This is a genomic window from Pedobacter hartonius (assembly GCF_900107535.1).
GTDB lineage: Bacteria > Bacteroidota > Bacteroidia > Sphingobacteriales > Sphingobacteriaceae > Pedobacter > Pedobacter hartonius.
Map to the genome: position 1 here is coordinate 221,451 of NZ_FNRA01000001.1, position 24,450 is coordinate 245,900.

General features: G+C 43.2%; 26 protein-coding genes. 16 read left to right on the top strand and 10 right to left on the bottom strand.

Annotation, left to right across the window (positions count from 1 at the left end):
• Positions 1 to 44 precede the first annotated feature (44 nt).
• Genes BLW16_RS01010 through BLW16_RS01040 form a run of 7 tightly spaced genes read left to right on the top strand, consistent with a single transcriptional unit; the run spans position 45 to position 5,504 of the window.
• On the top strand, positions 45 to 1,175 hold the full coding sequence (locus BLW16_RS01010; RefSeq protein WP_090554309.1) for an NAD(P)/FAD-dependent oxidoreductase: 1,131 nt from the start codon (positions 45 to 47) through the stop codon (positions 1,173 to 1,175).
• Entirely contained in the window at positions 1,176 to 1,886 is a 711-nt protein-coding gene (locus tag BLW16_RS01015; RefSeq protein WP_090554310.1) for a methyltransferase domain-containing protein, read from the top strand.
• Complete coding sequence (locus BLW16_RS01020; protein WP_090554312.1) at positions 1,883 to 2,935, top strand: type III polyketide synthase; 1,053 nt, start codon at positions 1,883 to 1,885, stop codon at positions 2,933 to 2,935. Before BLW16_RS01015 ends, BLW16_RS01020 begins: the two co-directional genes overlap by 4 nt.
• A gap of 40 nt (positions 2,936 to 2,975) precedes the next feature.
• Complete coding sequence (locus BLW16_RS01025; RefSeq protein ID WP_090554313.1) at positions 2,976 to 3,422, top strand: 3-hydroxyacyl-ACP dehydratase FabZ family protein; 447 nt, start codon at positions 2,976 to 2,978, stop codon at positions 3,420 to 3,422.
• The gene (locus tag BLW16_RS01030; RefSeq protein ID WP_090554315.1) at positions 3,415 to 4,695 is read left to right on the top strand and encodes a beta-ketoacyl-[acyl-carrier-protein] synthase family protein; all 1,281 of its coding nucleotides are present in this window, start codon (positions 3,415 to 3,417) and stop codon (positions 4,693 to 4,695) included. The genes BLW16_RS01025 and BLW16_RS01030 overlap by 8 nt, the downstream gene beginning before the upstream one ends.
• On the top strand, positions 4,688 to 4,951 hold the full coding sequence (locus BLW16_RS01035; protein WP_090554316.1) for an acyl carrier protein: 264 nt from the start codon (positions 4,688 to 4,690) through the stop codon (positions 4,949 to 4,951). The genes BLW16_RS01030 and BLW16_RS01035 overlap by 8 nt, the downstream gene beginning before the upstream one ends.
• The gene (locus BLW16_RS01040; RefSeq protein WP_090554318.1) at positions 4,917 to 5,504 is read left to right on the top strand and encodes a 4'-phosphopantetheinyl transferase family protein; all 588 of its coding nucleotides are present in this window, start codon (positions 4,917 to 4,919) and stop codon (positions 5,502 to 5,504) included. Before BLW16_RS01035 ends, BLW16_RS01040 begins: the two co-directional genes overlap by 35 nt.
• On the opposite strand, the gene BLW16_RS01045 is transcribed toward BLW16_RS01040, so the two are convergent.
• From BLW16_RS01045 to BLW16_RS01055, 3 genes are all read right to left on the bottom strand, one after another.
• Positions 5,467 to 6,354 carry a Ppx/GppA phosphatase family protein gene (locus BLW16_RS01045; RefSeq protein WP_090554319.1) on the bottom strand — a complete coding sequence of 296 codons (888 nt, stop codon included), beginning with the start codon at positions 6,352 to 6,354 and terminating at the stop codon, positions 5,467 to 5,469. The genes BLW16_RS01040 and BLW16_RS01045 overlap by 38 nt on opposite strands.
• A gap of 4 nt (positions 6,355 to 6,358) precedes the next feature.
• Entirely contained in the window at positions 6,359 to 8,416 is a 2,058-nt protein-coding gene (gene ppk1, locus BLW16_RS01050; protein WP_090554321.1) for a polyphosphate kinase 1, read from the bottom strand.
• Positions 8,417 to 8,522: 106 nt separating this feature from the next.
• On the bottom strand, positions 8,523 to 9,218 hold the full coding sequence (locus tag BLW16_RS01055) for a hypothetical protein (protein WP_090554322.1): 696 nt from the start codon (positions 9,216 to 9,218) through the stop codon (positions 8,523 to 8,525).
• A gap of 74 nt (positions 9,219 to 9,292) precedes the next feature.
• Between BLW16_RS01055 and BLW16_RS01060 the strand changes: the two genes are divergently transcribed.
• Both BLW16_RS01060 and BLW16_RS01065 read left to right on the top strand, forming a co-directional pair.
• Positions 9,293 to 9,784, top strand: coding sequence for a YajQ family cyclic di-GMP-binding protein (locus BLW16_RS01060; protein WP_090554324.1), 492 nt, complete (start codon positions 9,293 to 9,295; stop codon positions 9,782 to 9,784).
• Positions 9,784 to 10,230: a GNAT family N-acetyltransferase gene (locus BLW16_RS01065; RefSeq protein WP_090554325.1), complete on the top strand. Its 447-nt coding sequence runs from the start codon at positions 9,784 to 9,786 to the stop codon at positions 10,228 to 10,230. Before BLW16_RS01060 ends, BLW16_RS01065 begins: the two co-directional genes overlap by 1 nt.
• Here the strand turns inward: BLW16_RS01065 and BLW16_RS01070 are convergent.
• Positions 10,227 to 11,204, bottom strand: a complete 978-nt coding sequence (locus tag BLW16_RS01070) for a glycoside hydrolase family 43 protein (RefSeq protein WP_090554327.1) — start codon at positions 11,202 to 11,204, stop codon at positions 10,227 to 10,229. The genes BLW16_RS01065 and BLW16_RS01070 overlap by 4 nt on opposite strands.
• 35 nt (positions 11,205 to 11,239) lie before the next feature.
• Entirely contained in the window at positions 11,240 to 12,553 is a 1,314-nt protein-coding gene (locus BLW16_RS01075) for a nicotinamide mononucleotide adenylyltransferase (protein WP_090554328.1), read from the bottom strand.
• A gap of 61 nt (positions 12,554 to 12,614) precedes the next feature.
• Here BLW16_RS01075 and BLW16_RS01080 point away from each other — a divergent pair, with 61 nt between their 5' ends.
• From BLW16_RS01080 to BLW16_RS01095, 4 genes are all read left to right on the top strand, one after another.
• Positions 12,615 to 14,327: an ABC transporter ATP-binding protein gene (locus BLW16_RS01080; RefSeq protein ID WP_090554330.1), complete on the top strand. Its 1,713-nt coding sequence runs from the start codon at positions 12,615 to 12,617 to the stop codon at positions 14,325 to 14,327.
• Positions 14,328 to 14,553: 226 nt separating this feature from the next.
• Positions 14,554 to 16,686 carry a ribonuclease R gene (gene rnr, locus BLW16_RS01085; protein ID WP_090554332.1) on the top strand — a complete coding sequence of 711 codons (2,133 nt, stop codon included), beginning with the start codon at positions 14,554 to 14,556 and terminating at the stop codon, positions 16,684 to 16,686.
• 3 nt (positions 16,687 to 16,689) lie between these two features.
• Positions 16,690 to 17,862 carry a carboxypeptidase-like regulatory domain-containing protein gene (locus BLW16_RS01090; protein ID WP_090554333.1) on the top strand — a complete coding sequence of 391 codons (1,173 nt, stop codon included), beginning with the start codon at positions 16,690 to 16,692 and terminating at the stop codon, positions 17,860 to 17,862.
• Positions 17,862 to 18,830 (top strand): polyprenyl synthetase family protein, encoded by a 969-nt coding sequence (locus tag BLW16_RS01095; RefSeq protein WP_090554334.1) that lies wholly within the window; start codon positions 17,862 to 17,864, stop codon positions 18,828 to 18,830. Before BLW16_RS01090 ends, BLW16_RS01095 begins: the two co-directional genes overlap by 1 nt.
• Before the next feature lie 5 nt (positions 18,831 to 18,835).
• Here the strand turns inward: BLW16_RS01095 and BLW16_RS01100 are convergent, their stop codons facing one another.
• On the bottom strand, positions 18,836 to 19,801 hold the full coding sequence (locus BLW16_RS01100) for an ATP-binding response regulator (RefSeq protein WP_090554336.1): 966 nt from the start codon (positions 19,799 to 19,801) through the stop codon (positions 18,836 to 18,838).
• A gap of 186 nt (positions 19,802 to 19,987) precedes the next feature.
• Here BLW16_RS01100 and BLW16_RS01105 point away from each other — a divergent pair, with 186 nt between their 5' ends.
• Entirely contained in the window at positions 19,988 to 20,356 is a 369-nt protein-coding gene (locus BLW16_RS01105; protein WP_090554338.1) for a helix-turn-helix domain-containing protein, read from the top strand.
• 65 nt (positions 20,357 to 20,421) lie between these two features.
• On the opposite strand, the gene rpmA is transcribed toward BLW16_RS01105, so the two are convergent.
• The 4 genes from rpmA to BLW16_RS01125 form a co-directional block, all read right to left on the bottom strand.
• Positions 20,422 to 20,844: a 50S ribosomal protein L27 gene (gene rpmA / locus BLW16_RS23930; protein ID WP_090554340.1), complete on the bottom strand. Its 423-nt coding sequence runs from the start codon at positions 20,842 to 20,844 to the stop codon at positions 20,422 to 20,424.
• A gap of 58 nt (positions 20,845 to 20,902) precedes the next feature.
• Positions 20,903 to 21,214, bottom strand: coding sequence for a 50S ribosomal protein L21 (gene rplU / locus BLW16_RS01115; protein WP_090554342.1), 312 nt, complete (start codon positions 21,212 to 21,214; stop codon positions 20,903 to 20,905).
• 83 nt (positions 21,215 to 21,297) lie between these two features.
• Positions 21,298 to 21,807 (bottom strand): hypothetical protein, encoded by a 510-nt coding sequence (locus BLW16_RS01120; RefSeq protein ID WP_090554343.1) that lies wholly within the window; start codon positions 21,805 to 21,807, stop codon positions 21,298 to 21,300.
• 18 nt (positions 21,808 to 21,825) lie between these two features.
• Entirely contained in the window at positions 21,826 to 23,211 is a 1,386-nt protein-coding gene (locus tag BLW16_RS01125; RefSeq protein WP_090554345.1) for a dicarboxylate/amino acid:cation symporter, read from the bottom strand.
• A gap of 144 nt (positions 23,212 to 23,355) precedes the next feature.
• On the opposite strand from BLW16_RS01125, the gene BLW16_RS01130 reads away from it, so the two are divergent.
• Positions 23,356 to 23,853, top strand: a complete 498-nt coding sequence (locus BLW16_RS01130; RefSeq protein ID WP_090554346.1) for an RNA polymerase sigma factor — start codon at positions 23,356 to 23,358, stop codon at positions 23,851 to 23,853.
• Positions 23,840 to 24,439, top strand: coding sequence for a hypothetical protein (locus BLW16_RS01135; RefSeq protein ID WP_090554349.1), 600 nt, complete (start codon positions 23,840 to 23,842; stop codon positions 24,437 to 24,439). The genes BLW16_RS01130 and BLW16_RS01135 overlap by 14 nt, the downstream gene beginning before the upstream one ends.
• The last annotated feature ends 11 nt before the right edge of the window (positions 24,440 to 24,450 follow it).

The following is a 24,450-nucleotide window of genomic DNA, read 5'->3' on the forward strand; positions in this document are numbered from 1 at the left end:
TCCATTTCGTTGATGTTATACTGTTCTAAGCCCCGGTTTTATCAATGCATTTTGAAACAGATATTTTAATTATTGGGGGCGGACTCGCCGGTCTGACAGCAGCGCTGCATTTGCAGCAGGCCGGACTGGACGTAACGGTGATCGAAAAGGCCACTTATCCTCATCATAAAGTATGTGGTGAGTACATCTCAAATGAGGTACTGCCCTACTTGCAATGGCTGGACGCAGATCCCACAAAACTCGGTGCAACAAACATTACTGAGCTTCAGTTCTCTACACATTCGGGAAAAAGCATCTCCACTAGGTTGCCATTGGGCGGATTTGGGCTTAGCAGGTATACGCTGGACAATTTTCTGTATGAGAAATTCCTTGGCAGTGGCGGTACAGTCATTCATGATACAGTAAGTGCTGTACAGTATGAGAGAGAACAGTTCAGCATCGCTACGCTGACAGAAAAACAGATCTCGGCCAGGCAGGTGATCGGATCTTATGGTAAACGCTCTGCGATCGATCTTAAACTAAAAAGAACTTTTATCCAGCACAAATCTCCTTTTCTGGCAGTGAAAGCACATTATTCAGGAGAGTTCAGAGAAGACCTGGTAGGTCTGCATAATTTCCGGGGCGGGTACTGCGGGGTTTCTAAAATAGAGGATGAAAAAATCAATATCTGTTACCTGGCAGATTACCGTACTTTCAAGAAACACAGGAATATCAATACTTATCAGGAACAGGTACTCTACCGGAATAAATATTTGAAGAACATCTTTGAAAATACAACGCCACTCTTTGAATCGCCGCTGACCGTTAGCCAGCTAGCTTTTGGTGCAAAAACGGCTGTTGCCGGTCATATCCTGATGGTAGGCGATACTGCCGGTCTGATCCATCCGCTTTGCGGAAATGGAATGGGCATGGCTATACACAGTGCCAAGATCTGCGCAGAATTACTGACCGGATTTTTCCGGGGAACGATCAGCAGGCCTGTGCTGGAAAAACTCTACACCTCATCCTGGAATAAGCAATTCGGATCGCGTTTAAGAATGGGCAATCTCCTTTCTTCCATCTTAAGACGGGAAAGCCTTGCCGATATCGTACTCGGTGGGATGGTACGTATTCCCTCTTCACTGCCACTGATCATTAGAAAGACCCATGGTGAAATTTTAACCGTAAACAACTAGATGCTCATAGATACCACGTATAGAAGTACCGCCCCTGAAATTATGGACGATTTTACTATGGAGGGCGAAATATTAAAAGATGCCCTGGATAAAATTGCCAGTATTAACCAGTTACTGGGCGGTAACAAGATAACAATGGAAGGTGTTGAATTACTGATCTCTGAGCAACCAAAACAAGTACCGGTGCGTATCACTGATATAGGTTGCGGAAACGGAGATATGTTAAGAGCACTGGCAGATTATGCGATTAAAAATAAATTGAATTTTATACTCCATGGGATAGATGCGAATAATTATACGATTGAACATGCACGCAGCCTGTCGTCAGATTATCCAAATATCAGTTACGAATGTACCGATATTTTCGACCGGCAAAAGCCATTTCAAACATGCGGGATCTTTCTTTGTACCTTGACCCTGCATCACTTTAAAGATGAAGAAATCATTGCATTGCTGCGGAGGATCAGTGAGGCAGCGCGCCTGGGATTTGTGATCAACGATTTACAACGGAGTGCGGTGCCATATTACCTTTTTAAGGCCCTGTGTTTCGTATTTCGCCTAAATTATATGTCGCGTGAGGACGGGTTGGTTTCCATTCTCAGGGGCTTCAAAAGAGCAGATTTGCTCTCCTATTCGAAAAAACTAGAACTAAAGAATTTTTTAATCCGGTGGAAATGGGCATTCCGCTATCAATGGATAGTTAAACTATGAGTATAAAAATAAAAGCCGTAAGTAAGACCCTGCCAGATTATTCAAGGAGTACAGACGAGATCATTCCATTCCTGGATACCTGGCTGCATGGACAGGAAGACCGTTTCATTAGAAAAGTGAAAAAAATATTTGAGAATGCGATGGTCGACAGAAGGTACTCGATCATGTCGCCCGGCGAAGTATTCAGTAACCTGAGCTTTGAAGAAAGAAACGATATTTACAGCAGAGAGGTAGTCAAATTAGGCACTAAATGCCTGAAAAGCGCAATAGAGAAGGCTGGATGGCAAAATGAGGATATAGACTTCCTGATCACGGTAAGCTGTACAGGCATTATGATCCCGTCGCTGGATGCCTACCTCATCAACATTCTCGGCCTTCGCCAGGATGTGATACGCCTGCCCGTTACAGAGATGGGATGTGTAGCCGGCGTCTCGGGGATGATCTATGCGAAGAACTTCCTGAAAGCAAACCCGGGAAAACGGGCAGCTGTCGTTGCTGTAGAATCTCCAACGGCTACCTTCCAGATCAATGACTATTCCATGGCCAATATTGTGAGTGCAGCCATTTTTGGCGATGGCGCCGCATGTGTGCTGATGTCCTCACACCCTGATGATGAAGGGCCTGAGATGATCGATGAGCAAATGTACCACTTCTATGAATCGGAGGGACTGATGGGCTTTAAACCAACCAACACAGGTCTTCAAATGGTACTGGATATTGGTGTGCCCGATGCAATTGAAAAACACTTTCCCGCCATTATCCATCCCTTTCTTACCCGGAATGGTTTGGAGATTAAAGACATGGACTACCTGATCTTCCACCCGGGGGGCAAGAAGATCATTGACCTCGTAGAAACATTGTTCAGAGACCTGGGAAAAGATATCGAGGAAACCAAAGCAGTATTAAGGTTGTACGGAAATATGTCGAGCGCCACCGTATTGTATGTATTGGAGCGTATTATGGATAGCCAGCCCAAGCCCGGAACAACCGGGTTAATGCTCAGTTTTGGCCCCGGATTTACGGCACAGAGAGTTTTATTGCAGTGGTAAACGATTTTTGTATTTACTTTACAAAAAATAATATAAAAGTATGACAACACAGGAGATACTAGACAAACTACCTTATAGCAAACCCTTTCTTTTCGTAGATGAACTTTTGCAGATCAACGAAAATGGATCGGTAGGGACATTTACATATGACAAAGACCTTGATTTCTACAAGGGGCATTTTAAAGATTCACCGGTTACACCGGGAGTGATTATGACAGAAACAATGGCACAGATCGGGCTGGTTTGCATGGGCATTTATCTTTATGGAGACAGCAATGCAGAAATGAAAGCACATGTGATGCTGACCTCTGTTGCCGTTGACTTTATGAAACCGGTATTCCCCGGGGAAAAAGTTACCGTAACAGCCGAAAAGGTATACTTCCGTTTTAAAAAACTGAACTGTAATGTGGTGATGAAAAACGAAGCGGGAGAAACAGTATGCAAAGGGAATATATCGGGAATGGTAACAGCGAAATTGCATGAATAACCGCGTTGTCATCACCGGCTTAGGGGTTGTTTCGCCAAACGGGACCGATCTTGCACAATTCAGACAGGCTATCAGAAATGGTGTGTCCGGGATTAGGCATGACCCGCAGCTGGAGAAACTTCTCTTCTCCTGCCAGATAGCAGGAAAACCTGTGATTGACAACGAACGTTTACAACAGTATTTCAAGCCATTGGAGCTGCGCGGACTGGAGAGCACCGGCATTATGTATGGCGTGATCGCCGGACTGGACGCATGGAAGGATGCGGGCCTTGAACCGGTTGATACAGATGGGACGCCCGACTGGGACAGCGGTTCTGTATTTGGAACAGGCACTTCTGGAATAGACAAATTCAGAGAGGCTATCTATAAAGTTGATGCTTTAGAAATACGTAAACTCGGAAGTACGGTTGTAGCGCAAACCATGAATAGCGGCGTAAACGCCTACCTTTCCGGAAAACTTGGATTGGGTAACCAGGTATGCACTAATTCCTCTGCCTGCGCTACAGGAGCAGAAAGCATTTTAATGGCCTATGAACGCATTAAAACAGGCCGTGCAGTAAAGATGCTGGCCGGTAGCACTAGTGACAGCGGCCCGTACATATGGGGCGGATTTGATGCACTAAAGGTATGCCCTTATAGGTACAATGACAAACCCGAAAAAGGCTGCAGGCCGATGAGTGCGACAGCAAGTGGTTTTGTACCGGGCAGCGGGGCTGGTGCTATGGTACTGGAAACGCTCGAAAGTGCCCTTGACCGCGGAGCCCGCATCTACGCGGAAATACTTGGCGGACACGTGAACTCCGGCGGACAACGGGGATCTGGAACGATGACCGCACCTAATAGTTCCGGTGTTCAGCGTTGTATTACGATGGCCCTTAAAGAAGCCGGCGTAGATAAACAGGAAGTAGATGTAATTAACGCACACCTCACGGCTACATCAAAAGATGTAACGGAAATAAAGAACTGGGTAGCCGTATTGGAACGCTCGGGTAAGGATTTTCCCTATATCAATTCCATTAAAGGAATGATTGGTCACTGTATCAGTGCTGCGGGCAGTATAGAAAGCGTGGCGTCAGTTTTGCAACTCGCCGAGGGCTTTATCTTTCCCAATATCAATTGCGAAGACCTGCACCCGGATATCGAAAAACTGGTTGACCCGGCACGTATCCCAACGGTATGCCTGGAACAAAAGTTTAATATTCTTGCCAAAGCCAGCTTTGGTTTTGGAGATGTAAATGCCTGTATAATTTTTAAAAGATACGAACATGGATAAAAAAGAATTGATTACGGAACTAAAAACTATCGTGACTCCTTACGCGCAGGATCCTGAAGCACTGGATAACATCGGTGAAGACACAGACTTCATTAAAGACCTGAAGATCAATTCAGCAAATCTGGTAGATGTGGTGCTGGATGTGGAAGAAAAGTTCGGCATAGAGATCGATAATGATTCAATGGCAAAAATGCTGAGTGTTAAAGCAGCAATAGAGATCATTGAAGATAAACTGGCGGGTGTTGATAGGAAATGACCTTGTCGACCTGAGGCAGGCTGCAACCGAAAGCAACTGGCAGAGGAAGGGATACCTCGGGAAGATATATACACCTGAGGAACAGGAACTGATCCTGAATGCGGCAGAGCCTTCGGTGATGGTCTGGTTGCTCTGGACGATGAAAGAGGCGGGTTATAAAGTGTTGAACCGCATAACTGCCATACGCAGTTATTCACCACAAAGCTTTATTTGCTGCGGCCTGATCACCAATGGATCACAGGCCACTGCAGTTGTCTGTCATGATGAAAGAAGGATCTATATTAAAAGTGAGATCAGTTCCCAGATGATCCATTCTACGGCAACCCTCAACAAGCAAGATCTGGAAGAACTTACGCTATCCTACATGGACAATTCAGCTGATTACAGGGCAGACTTCAACCGGTCTTCCCGCGGTTATTTTCTGACAAAAACTTCATCGGGCCTCCCGCTCATCATCCATGGCCCTACCGGCCGGAAACTGATCGCTTCGGTAAGCCACCACGGTAAGTATGCAGCTATTGTTTATTCAGATTCTCTTCTATCAGCAGGTTGATGATCCCGTCTGCCATTCCTACTCTTGGCACGTAAACCTGTTTGATACCCGTCCATTTCATCAGGGTAATGAAAATCTCGGCAGCGGGGATGATGACATCTGCACGGTCCGGATTTAAACCAAATACCTGGATTCTCTCTTTCAGGGAATGACTGTTCAGCTGGTTGTACAAAGATTTCAGCTTCAAGAAAGTCAGTGGCATGCCTTCTTTTTCATTCGCCATTCTATACAGCTTATTGATATTTCCACCTGTGCCAATTCCTGCAAGGTTCTTATGGAATTTTGTTTGCTCTTTTACCCAAAGCTTCATTTCTTCCCAGGTCTCTTCCTTGTCCTGGTTATCCAGGATCCGGATTGTTCCTACGTCAAACGACTTAGAGGCTACAGGAACCTTATTTACAAAAACAGAAAGCTCGGTACTACCACCGCCTACATCAATATATAAATAGTTCTTTTTGATATCCAGACTGTCTTCAATATGATTGGCATAAATAATATTGGCTTCCCGCTGCCCTTCAATAATCTCCAGGTCAATCGCAGATCTGTCTTTAATGCGCTCAATGATCTCCTGTCCGTTGACTGCCTCCCGCATAGAGGAGGTAGCACAGGCAAGGTATTTGCTTACCTGGTAAACTTCCATCAGGTTTTTAAAGGCCGCCATGGTTTTCAGCAGATCTTCGATTTTACGCTCAGAAATTTTATGATCTAAAAAGGCATCATCGCCTAACCTTAGCGGAACCCTGACTAATGTGTTCTTTTTGAAGTTAAACCCGTTGTCACTGTGAGTTATATCTGCAATAAGCAGTCTAACGGCATTAGAGCCAACGTCAATTGCAGCGTATCTGAGCATATTTTTATTGATGTTTTGTTTTTAAGTAATTATATGTTTGAACTTGTGCCCTCACCTTAGTGCTGATACGGTTTTTATGGTATTTGTTGTTATTCATCCGCGTAATGTCCCGGGACTTCACATTATCCTGCAGCTGAAAATCAATGATATCCCGGATCTCCTGTTTCACTTCCTGATCGAGTACAGGAAAGCCCACCTCTACCCTGTGTTCGAAATTCCTGCTCATCAGATCTGCCGAAGAAAGGAAGACCTCTTCTTTGCCGTTATTTCCGAAAATAAAAATCCGGGCGTGCTCCAGAAACTTGTCGATGATACTGATCACCGTGATATTTTCACTAAATCCTTTCACCCCGGGGATCAGGCAGCAGATACCGCGGACAATTAGCTTTACCCTAACACCGGCATTGCTGGCGTCATATAATTTTTCTACAATCCCTTCATCAGCAAGGCTGTTTACCTTAAAAATAAGATATGCCGGTTTTCCCGATTTGGCGATCCTGATCTCGCGGTCTATCAAATGGTAAAATTTATTCCTGGTGTCCAATGGAGAAACAATCAAGTGTTTAAATCCTGTAGCAACGGTCTTTTTATTGAGCGCAGAAAACAGTTTGATCAGGTCATGTGTGATTTCCTTTTTGGAAGTGAATATACTGTGATCACAGTAAAGCCTGGCAGTTTTCTCATTGAAATTACCTGTTGCCAGATTGGCGTAATATACAGGCCGGCCTTTTTCTATCCGGGTAACAAGGCAGATCTTGGAATGCACCTTATAGTCCGTCAGTCCATAATTTACCTGTACACCTTCTTCTTCCAGCCGGTTGGTCCAGAAAATATTTGCCTGCTCATCAAAGCGGGCCTTCAGCTCAACCAGGCAGTTTACCTTCTTGCCATTTTTGGCGGCATTGATCAGCGCATTGATTACCCTGGAATCTTCTGCAAGCCTGTAAAGCGTAATATTGATGGCCGTTACTTTAGGGTCAATTGCTGCCTCCCGAAGGAATAATATGATGTAATCATAGGATTGATAAGGCAAATTGATCAGATAGTCTCTTTCAGCCAATTTATCAAATATACTTTGAGTACGGTGTAAGCCATGTACTTTTAGCGGGATAGTCGGGGCATATTCCAGGCTTTTATCACCCACATTCGGGAAACGGATAAAATCCCCAAAGCGGTGATAGCGGTTTCCCGGAATTAAGCTTTCGGCCTCAATTTTCATTTTCGCTACCAGTACGCCCAGCATATCAAAAGGCATTTCTGTATCGTACAATAGCCGCATGGGCTTACCTTTTTTACGTTTATCCAGACTGGCCTTTAGTTCTTCTACGAACTTTTCACTGACGTTCTTATCAATATCCAGTTCCGCATCTCTGGTGAGCTGGATGGAATAGGCATCCATCTCATCGTACTTGAAGATATAAAAAATGTCATCAAGACAATATTTAATAATATCTTCCGCCAGGATAATGAACTTTAAACCATTGGTTTCCGGTAGTACCAGGAATCGCGGAAGATTTGGAGGGAGCTCTATCAGGGCATATTTTTCATCCTTTTTACCAGCTTTCTTTTTCATCCTGACAAAGAAGTACAGGTAACGGTCTTTCAGCTCAGGGAAAGGCTTGTCAAGGTCTACCATGATCGGTACCAGGTTGGAAAGTATCCTATCCCGGAAATGCTCCCTTACAAATTCTCCTCTGGCAACGTTGAGCTGGGTATCATTGAGGATAAAAATACGGTTCTGCGCCAGCTCGTTGATCAGGGTGGCCTGGAAAAGCTGCTCAAACTTACGTTCCTGCCTGACTACAATATTTTTGATCTCATTGAGAATCTTTTTGGGATTAAAGCCCAAAAGTTCTTTTGTTTTGTCGTTTAAATTGGACAGCCTCATCATCGTAGCCACCCGTACTCTGTAGAACTCTTCCAGATTGGAAGAAAAAATAGACAGGAATTTGATTCTTTCTATCAGGGGAACAGTTTCATCTGCCGCTTCCTGCAAAACCCGTTCATTAAAATATAACCAGCTGATTTCTCTATTTAAAAATGGTACCTTCTTTTTAGTCATGGATCAGAATCAAAAATTCCCTGCGGGGAGCGGATGTTCAAAACTGCATATTCTATTGTTAATTCCATGTTAATTGTACTGTCATTAACAATAGAAATACCGCTATTTATTTAATATTTTCTGTAGTTTCTTCTGCAGATGGGAGGATATCAGGATTTACTACCGGAGCTGTTGTTTCTACAACCGGTTTTCTTGCGGCAGGTGTTTTTTTAGCAGCAGGTGCTTTTTTTGCCGCTATGGGTGCTTTAGCTGCTTTGACAGCAGGGGTCCTTTTTACGGCAGTAGTTTTTTCAGCAGGAGCAGTGGATGGAGTGGTTTTAGCAGTCGCGACCGGTTTCACTCCAGCAACAACAGCTTTAACTGCAGCAGGTTTAACCACACGTTTCGCCTTTTGTACAGGGGTAGCCGCTTCTGCCTTTACTGCAGCTGTTTCTTTTTTAACCGGTTTAGAAATAACGTCTGCTGCTGTTTTGATTGCAGGAACTTTAATGCTGGTTACCACAGGTTTTGCTTTGGCTACAGCTTTTTCCACTTCCTTCTTTGCCTTTTTTGCGCCTTTGACCGCAGATTTTTGAACCTTTTCTGCTTTAACCGTTGCTGCAGTTTCTTCCGGTTTAAATTTTTTGGCCAGTTTAGCAGCAACTGCTTTTGCCGCCTTTGCTAGATCACCACCAATTTTTTCAGCATCATGTCCGAGATGGGTTACCGCTTCAATGAATTTTTGTGCAAGACTTAATTCTAATTCTTTCTTAACTGCTTTTTTAGCAAGTTTTTTTTGCACTTTTGGTTTTCTGGTTTTCATAATATATTTTTTAGCCTGAACGTTAAGAGATTAATATTTAAATCTAATATTTTTTTTATTCTAAAGCTATTATCATGCCCACTTTCGATATCGTAAGTAAAGTAGATGCGCAAACATTGGACAATGCAATGAACAACGCAAAAAAGGAAATCCTTAACCGTTATGATTTCTCAACTTCTAAAAGTACCATTGACCACGACAAGAAAACTAACGTGATTACGATCGTTACCGAAGATGACATGCGCTTAAAAGCCATTGAAGATGCTATCATTTCCAGAATGGTGAAACAAAATATGGACCCGACGAGTCTTGACTTTGGAAAGGAACAGTATGCATCCGGCAACATGATCAGGAAGGAAATTTCCATCAAGGAAGGAATTGATAAGGAAGTCGCTAAAAAGATAGTTGCCAAGATCAAGGCGAGCGGACTAAAAGTTCAGCCTTCGATGATGGATGATCAGGTAAGAGTACAGAGCAAGAACATTGATGATCTTCAGAAAGTCATTGCCTTATGTAAAGGCGAAGATTTCGGTCAGCCGCTGCAGTTCATCAACATGCGGAACTAATGGAGATTACAGAAAACGGGTTTATCTTTTCAGACGACAAGAATAAGATTGATGCCGCCGCTGTCCACCATTACCTCAGCACGCAGTCATACTGGGCACAGGAAATCCCTATGGAAACTGTGGTAAAGTCCATAGCCAACTCCATCTGTTTCGGGATATACAAAGATACCAGACAGATAGGATTTGCCCGATGGATCACCGATGGCGCTACTTTTGGCTATTTAGCCGATGTGTACGTTGAAAAGGAATTCCGCGGTCAGGGTCTATCAAAAAAATTAATGACGATCATGCTCTTCCATGAAGAACTGCAGGGCCTGAGAAGGTATATGCTCGCCACTCAGGATGCACACAGTTTATACAGTCAGTTTGGCTTTGCTCCGCTGGAAACCCCCGAAAGTATGATGGCTATCGTCATCAAAAACGCCTATACCAGGCGCGATGATTAGTCCAATCTTTGTGCTTTTACCCCTTCTGTAGTGATCACTACAGGTTTGATCAGTCCATTCTCATCAAATGACATGACGTCGATACAGGTCTCCCTGTGGTTACCATCTTTTTCTGTCAGCGGCCTCCTGTGGTAAACGATATACCAGAGGTCCTTTTTCTGATTGTGGATCACGGAATGGTGCCCGGCACCGGTCGCGATCTTCGGATCCTGCTTTAAGATCTTGCCGATCCTCTTAAAAGGCCCCATAGGCGAATCAGCAATGGCATAAGCTACGGAATAATCGGGTCCTGTCCAGCCACCCTCAGACCACATGAAGTAGTATTTCCCATTCCTGGTGAACATATACGGCCCTTCAACATATCCTTCAGGAGTGATCTCCCGGTAAGTTATTCCATCTTTAAATGGTACAACCGATTTGAAGTCATTGCTCAGTTTTGCAATATTACAGTGTTGCCAGCCTCCATAGATGATATAGTATTTCCCGTCTTTATCTTTAAATACGAACTGGTCGATCGGTTGTGCACCATTGTGAAAACTATCGATCAGGGGTTTGCCGATATGGTCTTTATAGGGGCCTTCAGGCCGGTTAGCAACTGCTACCCCTATCCCGCCGGTCTCCTTGTCACTCTGGATATCATTCGCCCCAAAAAATAAATAGTAACGCTTGTCTTTCTCCACGATTGCAGGAGCCCATATCGCTTTATTTGCCCATTTTACAGCAGAGGTATCCAATACATGCTCATGTTTTTTCCAGGTGATCAGGTCTTTGGAGCTAAAAGCATCCAGAAAAACCTGTTCCTTATAAGGAGCAGAATATGTAGGGTAAACCCAATATTGTTTATTAAATATTGCAGACTCAGGATCGGCATACCAGCCTTTGAATATAGGATTTCCTGATGTGGCTGGCTGTTGTGCATAGGCACCTGAAACAGACATTAATGCAATAAAAACAAGAGACTTTAAAACTTTCATAGATTTGCAGCGTATAAATAATGGTAACAGGGCCGTCAGACGGTTTTCACATCGTTTTCACTGTAATCCCTGATGTCGGTAATATATCCATTAAGAATTAAAAAATCAAACAGTGGCTTCGCATCCGGTGTAACAGGCATATTTGCCGTGGTAATCACCTTGCTTGTTTTTTTGTCGAGGAAAGGATAAGCAAACAACTTTACGTTCTTCGTGAACATATCACTTACATAACTCAGGAGCTGGCTGGAATAGTTTTCGCCGAAGTTACTGGAGTTAAATACAAATTTCAGGTTATTGATATTCGTGGAAATCCCCACGCTTTTAGGCTTACACCGGTCCAGGTATTTGGCCAGCTTATTATGCCGGGCGAAGTTGGATACAATAACCAGGTTACCGGTTTTGAACATTTCCTCTGCGCGGAGTGCTACGGCATTCAGATCAATATCTTCAGGAACTTCATCATTAGCAGTAAGCACGTTTGACATCAGTACTTCAATAAGTACACTCAGGTTTTCCTTTTTTACATTTTCTGTCCTTACAAACTGATCCACTGCATTGTTGAACATACTGAAGTTGGGCAGGGACTTTTGTGCATATTTAGTTCTCAGGATCATGATGTCCTTCTTGTACAACAGATCTTTTGCCAGGCAGGGGTTCCCCAGTGAATCAAATATCGCAGCATCAGAGAAATCTTTCACCACCAGGTACAGATTTAGCAATACGTTATTTATCCCTTTAAAAACAGGGCCATTCACAGAGATCAGGTCAATCTCTACAGAACCTACGGTAAGGTTTTCTACTAGTGATTCAATCATCTTTTTAGGATCATTGTGGTAGTAAAAAGCAGCATACACCAAATTTACGCCTATGATTCCCAATACATTCTGCTGTAAGGCCGCATCAGTATCCAGCAAACGCAGGTGAAAGAAGATCTCGTTAGGCTCGCCACCCGGTTCAACCTGGAATCTTACGCCTATCCATCCGTGGGGGTCATTTGATTTGTTATAGTTTAGTGTAGTTACCGTATCTGCAAAAGCGAAAAATGTCCGGCTGTCATACTTTTCACCAGACAGACGTTCTGTCAGCAGGTCAAACTCGTGATTGAGCATTTTTTTTAAACGCGACTGGCTTACGTATCTTCCCGTTTCCTCTGCACCATAGATCGCATCACTAAATGTCATATCGTAGGCCGACATGGTTTTTGCCACCGTACCCGAAGCAGCACCCGCAGTAAAAAAATTACGGGCTACTTCCTGTCCTGCCCCGATCTCAGCAAAAGTTCCGTAAATATCAGGGTTTAAGTTAATATTCAAGGCTTTACGCTTGGTATCAAGAATTTCTCTTTCCATTCCGCAAAAATAGCACAAAAGACGGAATTCAGGGGATAATTTTCTCTATATTGCTCTGGTGATGCTAAATGTAATTGATCTAAATATCCAATTCTATAACCAGGAAGAACGCTCCTGGAACACAGCAATTAAGAAGATCAGTTTCCATACTGAAAAAGGCAAAGTGCTGGGAATAGTTGGTGAATCTGGTTCGGGAAAATCAGTTACTTCTTTTTCCATCATGCGTTTACACGATCCCCAATATACCAGGATCGGCGGGGATATCATTTTTAATGAAGTGAGCCTGCCCGGCCTGGCAGACAAAGAGATGAACGCCTACCGGGGTAACAGGATCGCGATGATCTTTCAGGAACCCATGACCTCGCTCAATCCCGTTTTCACCTGCGGATACCAAGTGCAGGAAGCCATTATGCTGCACCAGTCGCTCAACAAAGAAGAAGCAAAAGAAAAAACTATAACCCTGTTTAAAGAAGTGCAACTGCCCCGCCCTGAACAAATGTTCAGTTCTTATCCGCATCAGCTTTCCGGCGGACAGAAACAAAGAGTGATGATTGCCACGGCATTATGCTGCAATCCGGAACTGCTTATTGCAGACGAACCTACTACTGCACTGGATGTAACCGTCCAGAAGACCATTCTGCAGCTGCTCCTGAAAATTAAAGAGGAACGGAACATGGCCATGATCTTTATTTCACATGATCTTGGCGTGATCAGCGAGATAGCGGATGATGTTGCCGTCATGTATAAAGGGGAAATTGTAGAACAGGGAACGGTAGATGAACTTTTCCACCATCCCAAACATCCATATACCAAAGGTTTGCTCGCCTGCAGGCCCTCTCCGCTGTACCGTTTAAAAAAATTGCCGGTAGTGGCAGATTTTATCGGCGCGGCAGAAGATCAGCCCATAGCCCACCTGCTCAGCACGAATAGTTATACGCAGGAGGAGATTGACGACAGGAGGAAAAAACTGTATACTGCCCCACCCCTGCTGGAGATCGGCAACCTCTGCACCTGGTTCCCCGTAAAACACGGGCTGTTTGGCCGGCCAACAGAAGTAGTGAAGGCGGTGGACAATGTCAGTTTTAAGCTTTATCCGGGTGAAACGCTTGGATTAGTGGGTGAGTCCGGCTGTGGAAAAACCACCCTTGGCAGAAGCATCCTGAGGCTGGTGGAACCTACCGGAGGTACAATTACTTTTGAAGGACAGGACATTACCCATTTAAAAAACAGGGAGCTGCGAAAATTAAGAAGGGAAATCCAGCTGATTTTTCAGGACCCCTATTCTTCTTTGAACCCAAGATTAACCGTAGGAAATACACTGATGGAACCGCTGCAGGTACACCAGGTGTTTAATTCCGGCAGTCAGCGCCTCGCTCATATACAGCACCTGCTTGAACTTGTAGGCCTGAAGCCCGAACACCTGAACCGCTATCCCCATGAATTTTCAGGGGGCCAGCGCCAGCGTATCGTTATTGCAAGAGCACTGGCCTTACAGCCCAGGCTCATTATCTGCGACGAGTCTGTTTCTGCGCTGGATGTTTCCGTACAGGCACAGGTGCTGAATTTATTGCGGACACTGCAGCAGGAACTCGGCCTCACCTATATCTTTATTTCACATGACCTGGCCGTAGTTAAACATATTTCGGACAGGATGATCGTCATGAATAAAGGAAAAATAGAAGAAGAGAATTTTCCGGAAGTGATTTATAACAGTCCGCAGACAGATTATACCAAAAAACTGATTTCAGCCATTCCGGGCAAGATCAGTCTGTAAATATCAATCTAAGGTACCGGACAGTTCAGCCCTGCTGATCCGAATCAGTAAAAGATAACTTCATCACAGCGGTATTTCTCTGTTTTTCTTCTATCATTCTATTCAGCAGCTATGTTGTTTTTGAATGATTGAAATGACCTTAAGCTGCCCTCAATGCTGAATGCTGATGAAGTTTAACCTATAAATCGTTTCAAAGTGTTACCTTCGGAATATTGACAAATATACTATGGCAAAAAAGAAATCTTCTCAAATAAAACTCGTATTAACCCAATTAATAAGTGACGTTTTAGAGAATAGCAATAATGAAGCCCTGAATTACAAGCAGGTTTCAGCCAAACTGAACATTACAGATACGGAATCCAGGGAGACTATCCTGGAAATACTGAAAGAACAGGCCCAAAAGGGTGCTTTTACTGAACCTGAAAAAGGCAAGTTCAAACTCAAGGACTTAAAAACATTTATCACCGGAAAAGTGGACATGACAGCCGATGGCGCTGCTTTCATTATCCCGGATGATGAGTTTGAAAAGGACGTGTTTGTGTCTGCCAGAAAACTGCATAATGCGCTGCATGGTGATAAGGTGAAGGTTTATATCTATGCAAAAAAGAGCGGCAGAAAAAATGAAGGAGAGGTTGTTGAAATCATTCAACGCCTGAAGACCGATTTTATTGGGGTAATTAAAATATCAGACAGGTTTGCTTTTGTGAGCATTGACGACAAAAAGATGCTGCACAATATTTTTGTACCGCTGACCGACCTTGCCGGTGCAAAGAACGGACAGAAAGTGCAGGTTGCAATTACCGACTGGCCTGAAGGGGCAAAAAACCCTATCGGAAAGATCATCAATATCCTGGGCACACAGGGAGAAAACGATACGGAGATGAACGCCATCCTGGCGCAATATGGCTTCCCTTTATCTTTTCCTCCTGAAGTGGAGAAAGAAGCAAATGAAATTCCCGAGCAGATCACCGGAGAAGACCTTAAGAACCGGAAGGATTTCCGTGAAACAGTCACCTTCACTATAGATCCTGCTGATGCAAAAGATTTTGATGATGCAATCTCCTTTAAAAAGCTGGATAACGGAAACTATGAAATCGGCGTCCACATCGCTGATGTATCACATTATGTCCAGCCAAAATCCTGGCTCGATAAAGAAGCCTATTCCAGGGCCACCTCGGTCTACCTGGTTGACCGGGTAATTCCGATGCTTCCTGAAAGGCTGAGCAATGGCGTCTGCTCGCTCCGTCCCCATGAAGATAAACTTTGTTTTGCAGCGGTTTTTGAACTGGATGATGAGGCCAATATCAAGAATGAATGGTTCGGAAGGAGCGTTATTCACTCTGACAGGCGCTTCAGCTATGAAGAAGCACAGGAGGTAATAGAAAGTAAAAATGGCGATTATGCCGCTGAACTGCTCAAATTAAACGAGCTGGCCTACACCCTGCGCGACAGGAAATTTAAAAATGGCGCCATCAGTTTTGAAAGTACGGAAGTAAAATTCCAGCTGGATGAGAAAGGAAAACCAGTTGGGGTTTATGTAAAAGAACGTAAGGATGCCCATAAACTGATTGAAGATTTCATGTTGCTGGCCAATAAAAAAGTTGCAGAGTTTATTGCTAAAAAAGGCAAGGGCAAACAAAAATACACCTTCGTTTACCGCTCCCACGATTCGCCGAACCTGGAAAACCTGGGTAACTTTGCGCTCTTTGCAGCACGCTTCGGCTATAAGATCAATATGAAATCTGACAAAGACATTGCTAAATCACTAAACTTCCTGATGGAAGATGTAGAAGGCAAAAAAGAGCAGAACGTCTTGACGCAACTGGCCATACGGTCTATGGCAAAAGCGGTTTACACCACTAAGAAAACAAGTCATTACGGACTGGCATTTGACCACTATACACATTTCACCTCCCCTATCCGCCGTTATCCTGATGTGATGGTACACCGCCTGCTTGCGGCCTATCTGAACGGAGAACGTTCGGCAAATGAAGATGAATATGAAACCGCTTCATCTCATTCCTCTGCAATGGAAAAACGTGCTGCCGATGCAGAACGTGCTTCCATCAAATACAAGCAGGTAGAATACCTGGAGGAGAACGTAGGCAAGCTCTTTATGGGAATCATCTCAGGTGTAACAGAATGGGGAATGTATGTAGAGCTGATAGAGAACAAATGTGAAGGTATGATCAGGCTGAAAGATATAGCGGACGACTTCTACGTACTGGATGAAAAAAACTATTGTATCATCGGCCAGCGCAAGAAAAAGAAATACCAGCTGGGTGATGAAGTAAAGGTCAAGGTGAAGAAAGTGGACCTATCCAAAAGGCAGATTGATTTCTCATTGGTACAGGATTAAGGCATGGCATACAAACCGACAAGTATCATTTTCCTGTTCCTGCTAATCTCATCCTTTACACTCAGCGCACAGCAAAAGCTTACAGGCAGAGTAGTGGAAAAGAATAGTGGAGACCCGGTAGCTTTTGCTACCGTTCAGGCTAAAAATGCCAAAGGCACACTGACCAATGGGAATGGCGAATTTGAACTCAGCTTAACAGAACTGCCCATCCTGCTCGGCATTTCGCACCTGAATTATGAAGCCATCACGACCAAAGTGTCTGACGCCTCTTCAGTTCTTAAAATTGAACTTGAACCGAAGGTACTGACGCTGAAAGAGGTGAAAGTTGGAAACCCGGCAGTGGCGATCATGCAGGAAGCGAGCGACAAAGCAGTAAAAAACTATAAGAAATCAAATTTCGGCAAAGCCTTTTTACGGCAGATTGCCTATGATGGCGCTAAACCTGTCTATTTAAATGAAATATTTCTTGATGCCGAATGGAGGCCTTATGGTTTAATTGCCTGGCATCCCACCCAGGCCCGGCACCTGGAAAGCAGCAGAGGCCTCTCCTATACAAACTTCAGTTATTATTCTTTTGTACTCTCAGGTTACCTGCCAAATAATGCACATAAAAAACCTATGCTGGGCAGGGTTGACTCGCTGTACACATTTAAACTCGCAGGGACTTATGAACAGGAGGGACAGGAAATTGCCAAAATAATCTGTACACCAAGACCTGTTCTGAAGAAAGGACAGCGGTTTGAAGGCACTTATTATGTAAATACAGTCACCAATAATGTACTTAAGATTGAAGGATTCATAAAAGGCGTCGTTTTTACAGGAGGCGGCCCTGTCAGTGTAAAAAACGTAGAAACAATACTCATTGCACAGTACAGGCTGAATAAAGCGGGCGACAATGTTCTGGACTACTCCCTGCTGAACTCTACAAACAGGATGAAGGTACTGGGTTTCGGAGTGAAGGATACCGACCTGTATTCAACGCTGTACATGGTAGATGATGAGCCTGCAGATCAAAGCCTGTTAAAAGAAGTTAACCCCAGGATAGATGATACCAACCTTGTAAAAGCCATTACATATGACGGCGATTTCTGGAGAAAGAACCAGGGGATCAAAAGAACGGACAAGGAACAGGGAGCGATTGAAATTTTAGAAAAAATATCCCAAGTAAATAAATAATGTATACCATATCAGAACTACAGGAAATCATAGAAACGGCGATTAAAAAAGTCGAATACCCGGCAGAACCTTCAAAATTATATGAACCCATCCGCTATATCATGGGCCTTGGCGGCAAGAGGATGAGGCCGGTACTGCTCCTGCTTTCCAGCGAATTATTTAATGACGATGTTACCATTGCTATTGAGGGAGGACTTGCTATTGAGACCTTTCATAATTTTACGCTGATACACGATGATATTATGGACAATGCACCGATACGCAGGGGAAAAGACACCGTACATATCAAATGGGGCGTAAATAATGCCATACTGAGCGGAGATGTAATGATGGTAGAAGCAAACCGCCACCTGACCAGACTGGATGTTTCTGTGCTTAAAGACGTACTCACTTGCTTTAATAATACGGCAAGCGGTGTTTGTGAAGGTCAGCAGCTGGATATGGAGTTTGAGCAGAGAGCGGATGTGAGCATCGCGGAGTATATCAATATGATCCGTCTGAAGACTGCTGTTTTAGTTGGCGGATGCATGAAAATAGGTGCCATCATCGGCGGTGCCCGAACTGAGGACGCGGATTTATTATACGATTTCGGTGTGAATTTCGGCCTGGCTTTTCAGCTTCAGGATGATATTCTGGATGTATACGGTGATCCCCTGAAATTTGGCAAACAGGTGGGCGGGGATATCATTTCCAATAAACAGACCTTTTTACTGCTGAAGCTGAAAGAGCTGGCAAATGCGGAAGACCTGCGGCGGCTGGACAGCCTCTCTTCTTCTACAGATCACATGGCTAAGGTGCAATCCGTCACTACGCTTTACAACCGCTATAAAGTGAGGGAAATTGCTATAACCGAGATGGAACGCAGGGCAGACATTGCTTTTACATCATTGGAAAAAGTAAATATTGGAACCGCCAGAAAGGCTGAACTTGACCAGCTTGCGAGGTCGCTGATCAACAGGGAACATTAGACTGATCAGCTGTCAACCAAGTGTTTGATTTTATCATAGGTTAAAGGCTTTGTAAGGAAGTCTTTAACCGCTTTAAATGATTGGGCCCTGACGCGTTCAGCGGGATCAATAGTAGAAGAGATGATGACCACATCAATTTTCATATGAAGTTCCTCCAGTCGCCTTAAAAAGGCCCAACCATCCATCTCCGGCATATTAAGGTCCAGCAGGATCAGATCCGGGCGGTTGTCATCCAGGTATTCCAGCGCCAGTACAGGGCTGTCAAACTGAACAACTCTTTTATTTTTATTGTACTTGGTGATGATCATATGATGCAGCTTGTTCGTCAGGGGGTCATCATCTACCAGCATAATATGTTTTGAATCTGTCTTTGTCGTTTCTACAGTGAAATCATCGGGGGCATCATCTTTATTAATTAACCGGTTTAGCATTTTTATAATGTCATCCAGTTTCTCTGCCTGAAAATTGATATCTTTTAATAATTCCCTGACCTTACCAGTATCAAAAGATTCCATTTCAGAATAATTGAGCAGGCTGGAAAGACTAAGAATGTTCGTAATGGGTGCACGAAGATCATGGGAAGCCAAATGGGAATATTCATCCAGCAATTTCATTTGACTGGTCTTCCTGTTACTTTCAATAATTGTGCAAGATACATATTGCTGATCAGGAGCTGCAAATACGGGCGTTAAAACTATCTGCAGCAGCACATCATCCTTATCCTGTATTTTTAATCTCTTCTCGATATTAAATGATTTCCCCTGAAAACACCGGGCCACCAGACCGTCAAATGATTTCACATATTTCTGTGAAATGAATTCCACAAAAGATTCCCCAACCACAGGACTCTTGTCTAATAAATATCCTATTTTCTCAATGGAATGAATCTTGAAAAAAGTGATCTGATTTTTTTTGTCGAAAAGGAAATAAGAGTTATCATCATAACAATCACAATGAGCATTAAGCTTCATGGCTGACTTTCATTAACATGACACGAATACGGGCATTCATTGTTTCTTTCTTAAATATTTGATCATTTATTAGATCCAAAATCTTCTCAGATTCGTAAATATCAGTCACTGATAGCTATAAAGGTTCGACAATTGCCTTTTACACCTATAGAATAAAGAGACAAACCAACAAAAAAAATATTATTTATGCAAGAAATTCTGTCAAAGAAAATATTAGGACAGAGAATTAAGTCCCTGAGGACAGAAAAGGCTTATGCCCAGGCTTATGTAGCTAATTTTTTAAATTTGTCCAGAAGCAATTATTCTCAGATTGAGCTTGGCAATCAATACCCGACATATCACACCTTAAATGCGATCTCAAGACATTATAATAAGAGTTACGAGTGGCTGTTGCACGGACAGGAAGAGCAGGAGAGTGCTGAGATCAGCCGGATGAACATTTCATTCGTATCAGTAGTAAAGGAACTGGAAGCCAATTTAAAGAGTTTTTCTGTATCACTGAGCCAATTGAAAGAAGAGCTTGAACAGCTCAAAAATGAGATGATCGTATCCTGAAAGGATCAGAACAGCAAAAGGGCCGCAACGAAAATCGTTGCGGCCCTTTTGTATAGTATATGAAATTATTCTGCCGGAGCAGTTTCAGTTTCTGTAACAACTTCTTCAACCTTAGCAGTTTTTTTAGCAGGTGCTTTTTTTGCAGGTGCTTCAGCTACTGGTGCTTCAATTTCTACTTCAGCTTTTGCAGCTTTAGGGGCAGGAGCAATTTTTTCAGCAACTGGTGTAACAACAGCAGCAGGCAAAACAGAAACATAAGATTTGTTATCCTGTTTCTTTCTGAAGATTACTGTACCGTCTACAAGAGCAAATAAAGTATGATCTTTACCAATACCAACTCCTTTATCAGGGTGGTGTTTAGTTCCGCGCTGACGTACTAAGATGTTACCTGCAATAGCTTCCTGACCACCAAAAATTTTGATACCTAAGCGTTTACTATGAGACTCACGTCCGTTTCTCGAACTACCGGCTCCTTTTTTATGTGCCATTTTGTTTTATATTTTATGAATAAACAGTAAAACTGCTTATCTAATGTTTAACAACTAATTATAAACTGATACCAGAAATCTGGATTTTCGTGAAATACTGGCGGTGGCCATTTTTCTTTTTGTAACCTTTTCTACGTTTCTTTTTGAAAACGATCACTTTATCGCCTTTTAAATGAGACACGATTTTAGCTGAAACGATTGCGCCTGCAAGTGAAGGAGCACCAACAGAGATAGTCCCTCCGTCTTCAACCAACAATACATTGTCAAATTCAATACTAGCGCCTTCATCTCCTTGCAAACGGTGTACAAAAAGGTGCTGGTCTTTTGCAACTTTGAATTGCTGTCCTGCTATATTTACTATTGCGTACATTGTTAAATAATTAGTATTTTAAATTGTTTATTTTTTATCGAGGTGCAAATATAGAATTTATATTTATAAAATCATAACGATTTCTATTTCTTGCTGTATCTTTCTTCAGCATCATTGATAGTTTGCTCCACAAGTGTCTTCATCTGGCCAGCAACAGTTGCAAGTTTAGGGATATCATTGTAATCGGTAAGGTAAATCACCTTCTTTGTTTTGCGCTTATAGTTGAATGTAAACACATAGCGCAATACTTTAGACTTGTTAAGGTCTGTCTCTGCATTGGCAATCAGATCAGGGAAATTCCAGTAACCGAGTTCATTCATCTTGTTATGCAGATAAATAATATCATTCTGTCTTAACTTCACATTGGTTTTGATCAGGGAATCCTTTGTATCCAGGTACTGATATTTGCCCGTAGCCGAGTCATAGCTGTTCGGCAGGTCATTGCCTGCACCCCATTGAAACTGGAAAGACACAAATTCGTCTGATCTGAAGGGGGCATTTCTGATGATTGGCGTATAGTAGATGATACAATAGCCTAAAAAAGGAACCACAATGGTAAGAAATAAAAATATTTGTTTCGCTCTGGTACTCATTATATATGTTTAAAATAATTAATCCTGTGCCGGTGAGAGTTCACCTTCCCACTTGCTCACTACTGCAGTGGCAATGCTGTTGCCAATAACGTTCGTGGCAGACCTTCCCATGTCCAGCAGCGGGTCTATACCGATCAGCAGCGCTAAACCTGCCTCCGGTATATTAAAGGTGGCAATGGTGCCCGCAATTACTACGAGAGAAGCCCTTGGCACACCTGCAATCCCCTTACTGGTGAGCATCAGGATCAGCATCATGGTAATCTGTTGCTGGAATGATAAATGGATGCCGTATGACTGTGCAATAAACATTGATGCGAAGGTCATATACAGCATTGATCCGTCCAGGTTGAATGAATAACCCAGCGGAAGCACAAAACTAACAATCTTATCTTTACAGCCAAATCTTTCCAGCTGAAGTAATGTCCTCGGGTAAGCTGCCTCACTGCTGGCAGTACTGAACGCCACAAGTACAGGCTCCTTCATCCTGTTCATCAAGTTGAAGACCCTGCCCTTCAGGATAGTATAACCGATCAGGATCAGCAGCAGCCATAACATGAGCATGCTTGAATAAAACTCGCCTATGAATAACGCATAGGTGGACAATACGCTTAATCCCTGTTTGGCAACAATGGCCGCCATAGCACCAAATACCGCAAAGGGTGCAAAATTCATCACGTAACCGGTAATCTTCAGGATCACGTGGGCCACAGCGTCAAAGAACTCGATAACGATCTTTCCCTTCTCCCCTATGGCTGCCGTAGCTACGCCAAAGAACAAAGAGAAAACCACAATTTGCAGGATCTCATTGGTGGCCATCGCTTCTGTCATACTCTTGGGTACAATATGGGAAATGAAATCTTTCATTGACAATGCCACCTTTTGTATACCGGTATCCATATGGCTGCTCGGTAAGGGCAGGTGCATAGCTTCACCGGGTTTGAAAATATTAACCATGATCAGCCCCAGCGTAAGCGATAACAGAGAGGCGCTGACAAACCACAACATTGTTTTTCCTCCAATCCTGCCCACAGCTTTTATGTCACCTACTTTAGCCACGCCAACCACAAGGGTACTAAAAACAAGCGGTGCCACAATCATCTTGATCAGGCGCAGGAAAATATCACTGAGCAGGGTAAGGGGTTCCAGCTTTTTCTCTCTTTCGGTTTCATTTTCTCTCCTGGCTTTGGCTACAGCTTTTTTCTGTACATTTAGCTGGATATAGCTGATGGCGGATGTATCTTTTATTCCTCCTAATTTCTTATCTATGCTTTCGAGCTGCTGGTCTGCCCTGACGATGTTGTTATTGTAAACATCAAACGACTTTACGTTTAAGACATACCCCAGGATCACACCTAGTATCAATGCTAAAAATATAAAAAATGTTAACCTATTGTTTTTTGACATTGGCTGTGGTTATGGGTTTTTGAGACCGTAAAACTACGATAATAAAGTTATTTAGTAAAGATTGTTGAAAACGCAGAGAAAAAATTAAAGCTACCTGTAACATTTCCGCACCAGACACGTCATATACACATAAATTAAAGCAGATTGGATCAGAAAGACCTCTTATTTAAACAAATCTTCGATAGCAATTCCAAGAAAATCTTCCATTTGTGTTACGGTTATACGGGTGATGCTGATGCTGCCAACGATTTATTGCAGGAAACTTTCCTGAAAGTCTGGCAGAATATGGATAAGTTCAGGCAGAAGTCGCTCATCTCCACCTGGATCTACCGCATCGCAGTAAACACCTGCCTCACTTACCTCCGGTCAGAAAAACGACAGGCCAAGGATGAGCTCACAGATAACGTCATAGAAAACAAAACTGAAGAATTTTCAGAGAAAAATGAGCAGATCGCTCTTTTATATAAATCGATATCAAAACTGGAAGAGAATGACCGTTTAATCATTACGATGGTGCTGGATGAGCTTCCCTATAATGAGATCGCAGAGATCTCGGGGATCTCCGAAGGTAACCTCAGGGTAAAAATTCACCGGATTAAACAAAAACTCACCGAATTATACAATCAACATGCAAGACTTTGAAAATATACAGTCCCTTTGGCAATCACATGCTGTAGAGGCAAAGATCTCTTCTGGAGAGATGCTGGAACAGGCAAAGAAAGAGGTGAACTCCATCCGTACCAAATCTCTTCTGAACATCGGGGGAATGGTACTCTCCCTGATTGCTTTCAGCGCGGCATTGCTTTATTTTGACTTCGACTCCTGGACAACAAAACTGGGAATAGGAATTATTGTGCTCGCAGTAGCCATCTATACGATACTGCTATACCGTGAACACCGCCTGATTTCCCGCAATGATTTCACAGTGCATCCCGGTGCATTTTTAGCGAAACTGCATGAATACCAGCTGAGCCGCTTCAATCTCTACAACAGGCTTTTCTGGTTCTATGTGGCCGCCATATCCCTTGGGTTTATCCTGTTCTTTTTTGAGACTCTTCATCACCTGGATACCTTGGTCCAACTCTCCATCCTGCTTTTCACGATCTTGTGGATGGTCTTTTGTGCTACGATCCTGCGTAAAGCATTTATGAAAAAAGAAAAAGAGCGCATTGATCTCCTGATTGAAAAGTTCGGAAGGATCAGCGCCCAGTTCAATGAACAGGAATAACCTGTGCACTC

Coding starts and splice junctions, on each gene's coding strand:
- BLW16_RS01090 (WP_090554333.1), top strand. CDS start 16,690: ATGGCATACAAACCGACAAGTATCATTTTCCTGTTCCTGCTAATCTCA.
- rpmA (WP_090554340.1), bottom strand. CDS start 20,844: ATGGCACATAAAAAAGGAGCCGGTAGTTCGAGAAACGGACGTGAGTCT.
- BLW16_RS01025 (WP_090554313.1), top strand. CDS start 2,976: ATGACAACACAGGAGATACTAGACAAACTACCTTATAGCAAACCCTTT.
- BLW16_RS01030 (WP_090554315.1), top strand. CDS start 3,415: ATGAATAACCGCGTTGTCATCACCGGCTTAGGGGTTGTTTCGCCAAAC.
- BLW16_RS01135 (WP_090554349.1), top strand. CDS start 23,840: ATGCAAGACTTTGAAAATATACAGTCCCTTTGGCAATCACATGCTGTA.
- BLW16_RS01120 (WP_090554343.1), bottom strand. CDS start 21,807: ATGAGTACCAGAGCGAAACAAATATTTTTATTTCTTACCATTGTGGTT.
- BLW16_RS01055 (WP_090554322.1), bottom strand. CDS start 9,218: ATGAAAACCAGAAAACCAAAAGTGCAAAAAAAACTTGCTAAAAAAGCA.
- BLW16_RS01060 (WP_090554324.1), top strand. CDS start 9,293: ATGCCCACTTTCGATATCGTAAGTAAAGTAGATGCGCAAACATTGGAC.
- BLW16_RS01015 (WP_090554310.1), top strand. CDS start 1,176: ATGCTCATAGATACCACGTATAGAAGTACCGCCCCTGAAATTATGGAC.
- BLW16_RS01075 (WP_090554328.1), bottom strand. CDS start 12,553: ATGGAAAGAGAAATTCTTGATACCAAGCGTAAAGCCTTGAATATTAAC.
- BLW16_RS01035 (WP_090554316.1), top strand. CDS start 4,688: ATGGATAAAAAAGAATTGATTACGGAACTAAAAACTATCGTGACTCCT.
- BLW16_RS01080 (WP_090554330.1), top strand. CDS start 12,615: ATGCTAAATGTAATTGATCTAAATATCCAATTCTATAACCAGGAAGAA.
- BLW16_RS01010 (WP_090554309.1), top strand. CDS start 45: ATGCATTTTGAAACAGATATTTTAATTATTGGGGGCGGACTCGCCGGT.
- BLW16_RS01105 (WP_090554338.1), top strand. CDS start 19,988: ATGCAAGAAATTCTGTCAAAGAAAATATTAGGACAGAGAATTAAGTCC.
- BLW16_RS01125 (WP_090554345.1), bottom strand. CDS start 23,211: ATGTCAAAAAACAATAGGTTAACATTTTTTATATTTTTAGCATTGATA.
- BLW16_RS01095 (WP_090554334.1), top strand. CDS start 17,862: ATGTATACCATATCAGAACTACAGGAAATCATAGAAACGGCGATTAAA.
- BLW16_RS01100 (WP_090554336.1), bottom strand. CDS start 19,801: ATGAAGCTTAATGCTCATTGTGATTGTTATGATGATAACTCTTATTTC.
- ppk1 (WP_090554321.1), bottom strand. CDS start 8,416: ATGACTAAAAAGAAGGTACCATTTTTAAATAGAGAAATCAGCTGGTTA.
- BLW16_RS01070 (WP_090554327.1), bottom strand. CDS start 11,204: ATGAAAGTTTTAAAGTCTCTTGTTTTTATTGCATTAATGTCTGTTTCA.
- BLW16_RS01045 (WP_090554319.1), bottom strand. CDS start 6,354: ATGCTCAGATACGCTGCAATTGACGTTGGCTCTAATGCCGTTAGACTG.
- BLW16_RS01065 (WP_090554325.1), top strand. CDS start 9,784: ATGGAGATTACAGAAAACGGGTTTATCTTTTCAGACGACAAGAATAAG.
- rnr (WP_090554332.1), top strand. CDS start 14,554: ATGGCAAAAAAGAAATCTTCTCAAATAAAACTCGTATTAACCCAATTA.
- rplU (WP_090554342.1), bottom strand. CDS start 21,214: ATGTACGCAATAGTAAATATAGCAGGACAGCAATTCAAAGTTGCAAAA.
- BLW16_RS01020 (WP_090554312.1), top strand. CDS start 1,883: ATGAGTATAAAAATAAAAGCCGTAAGTAAGACCCTGCCAGATTATTCA.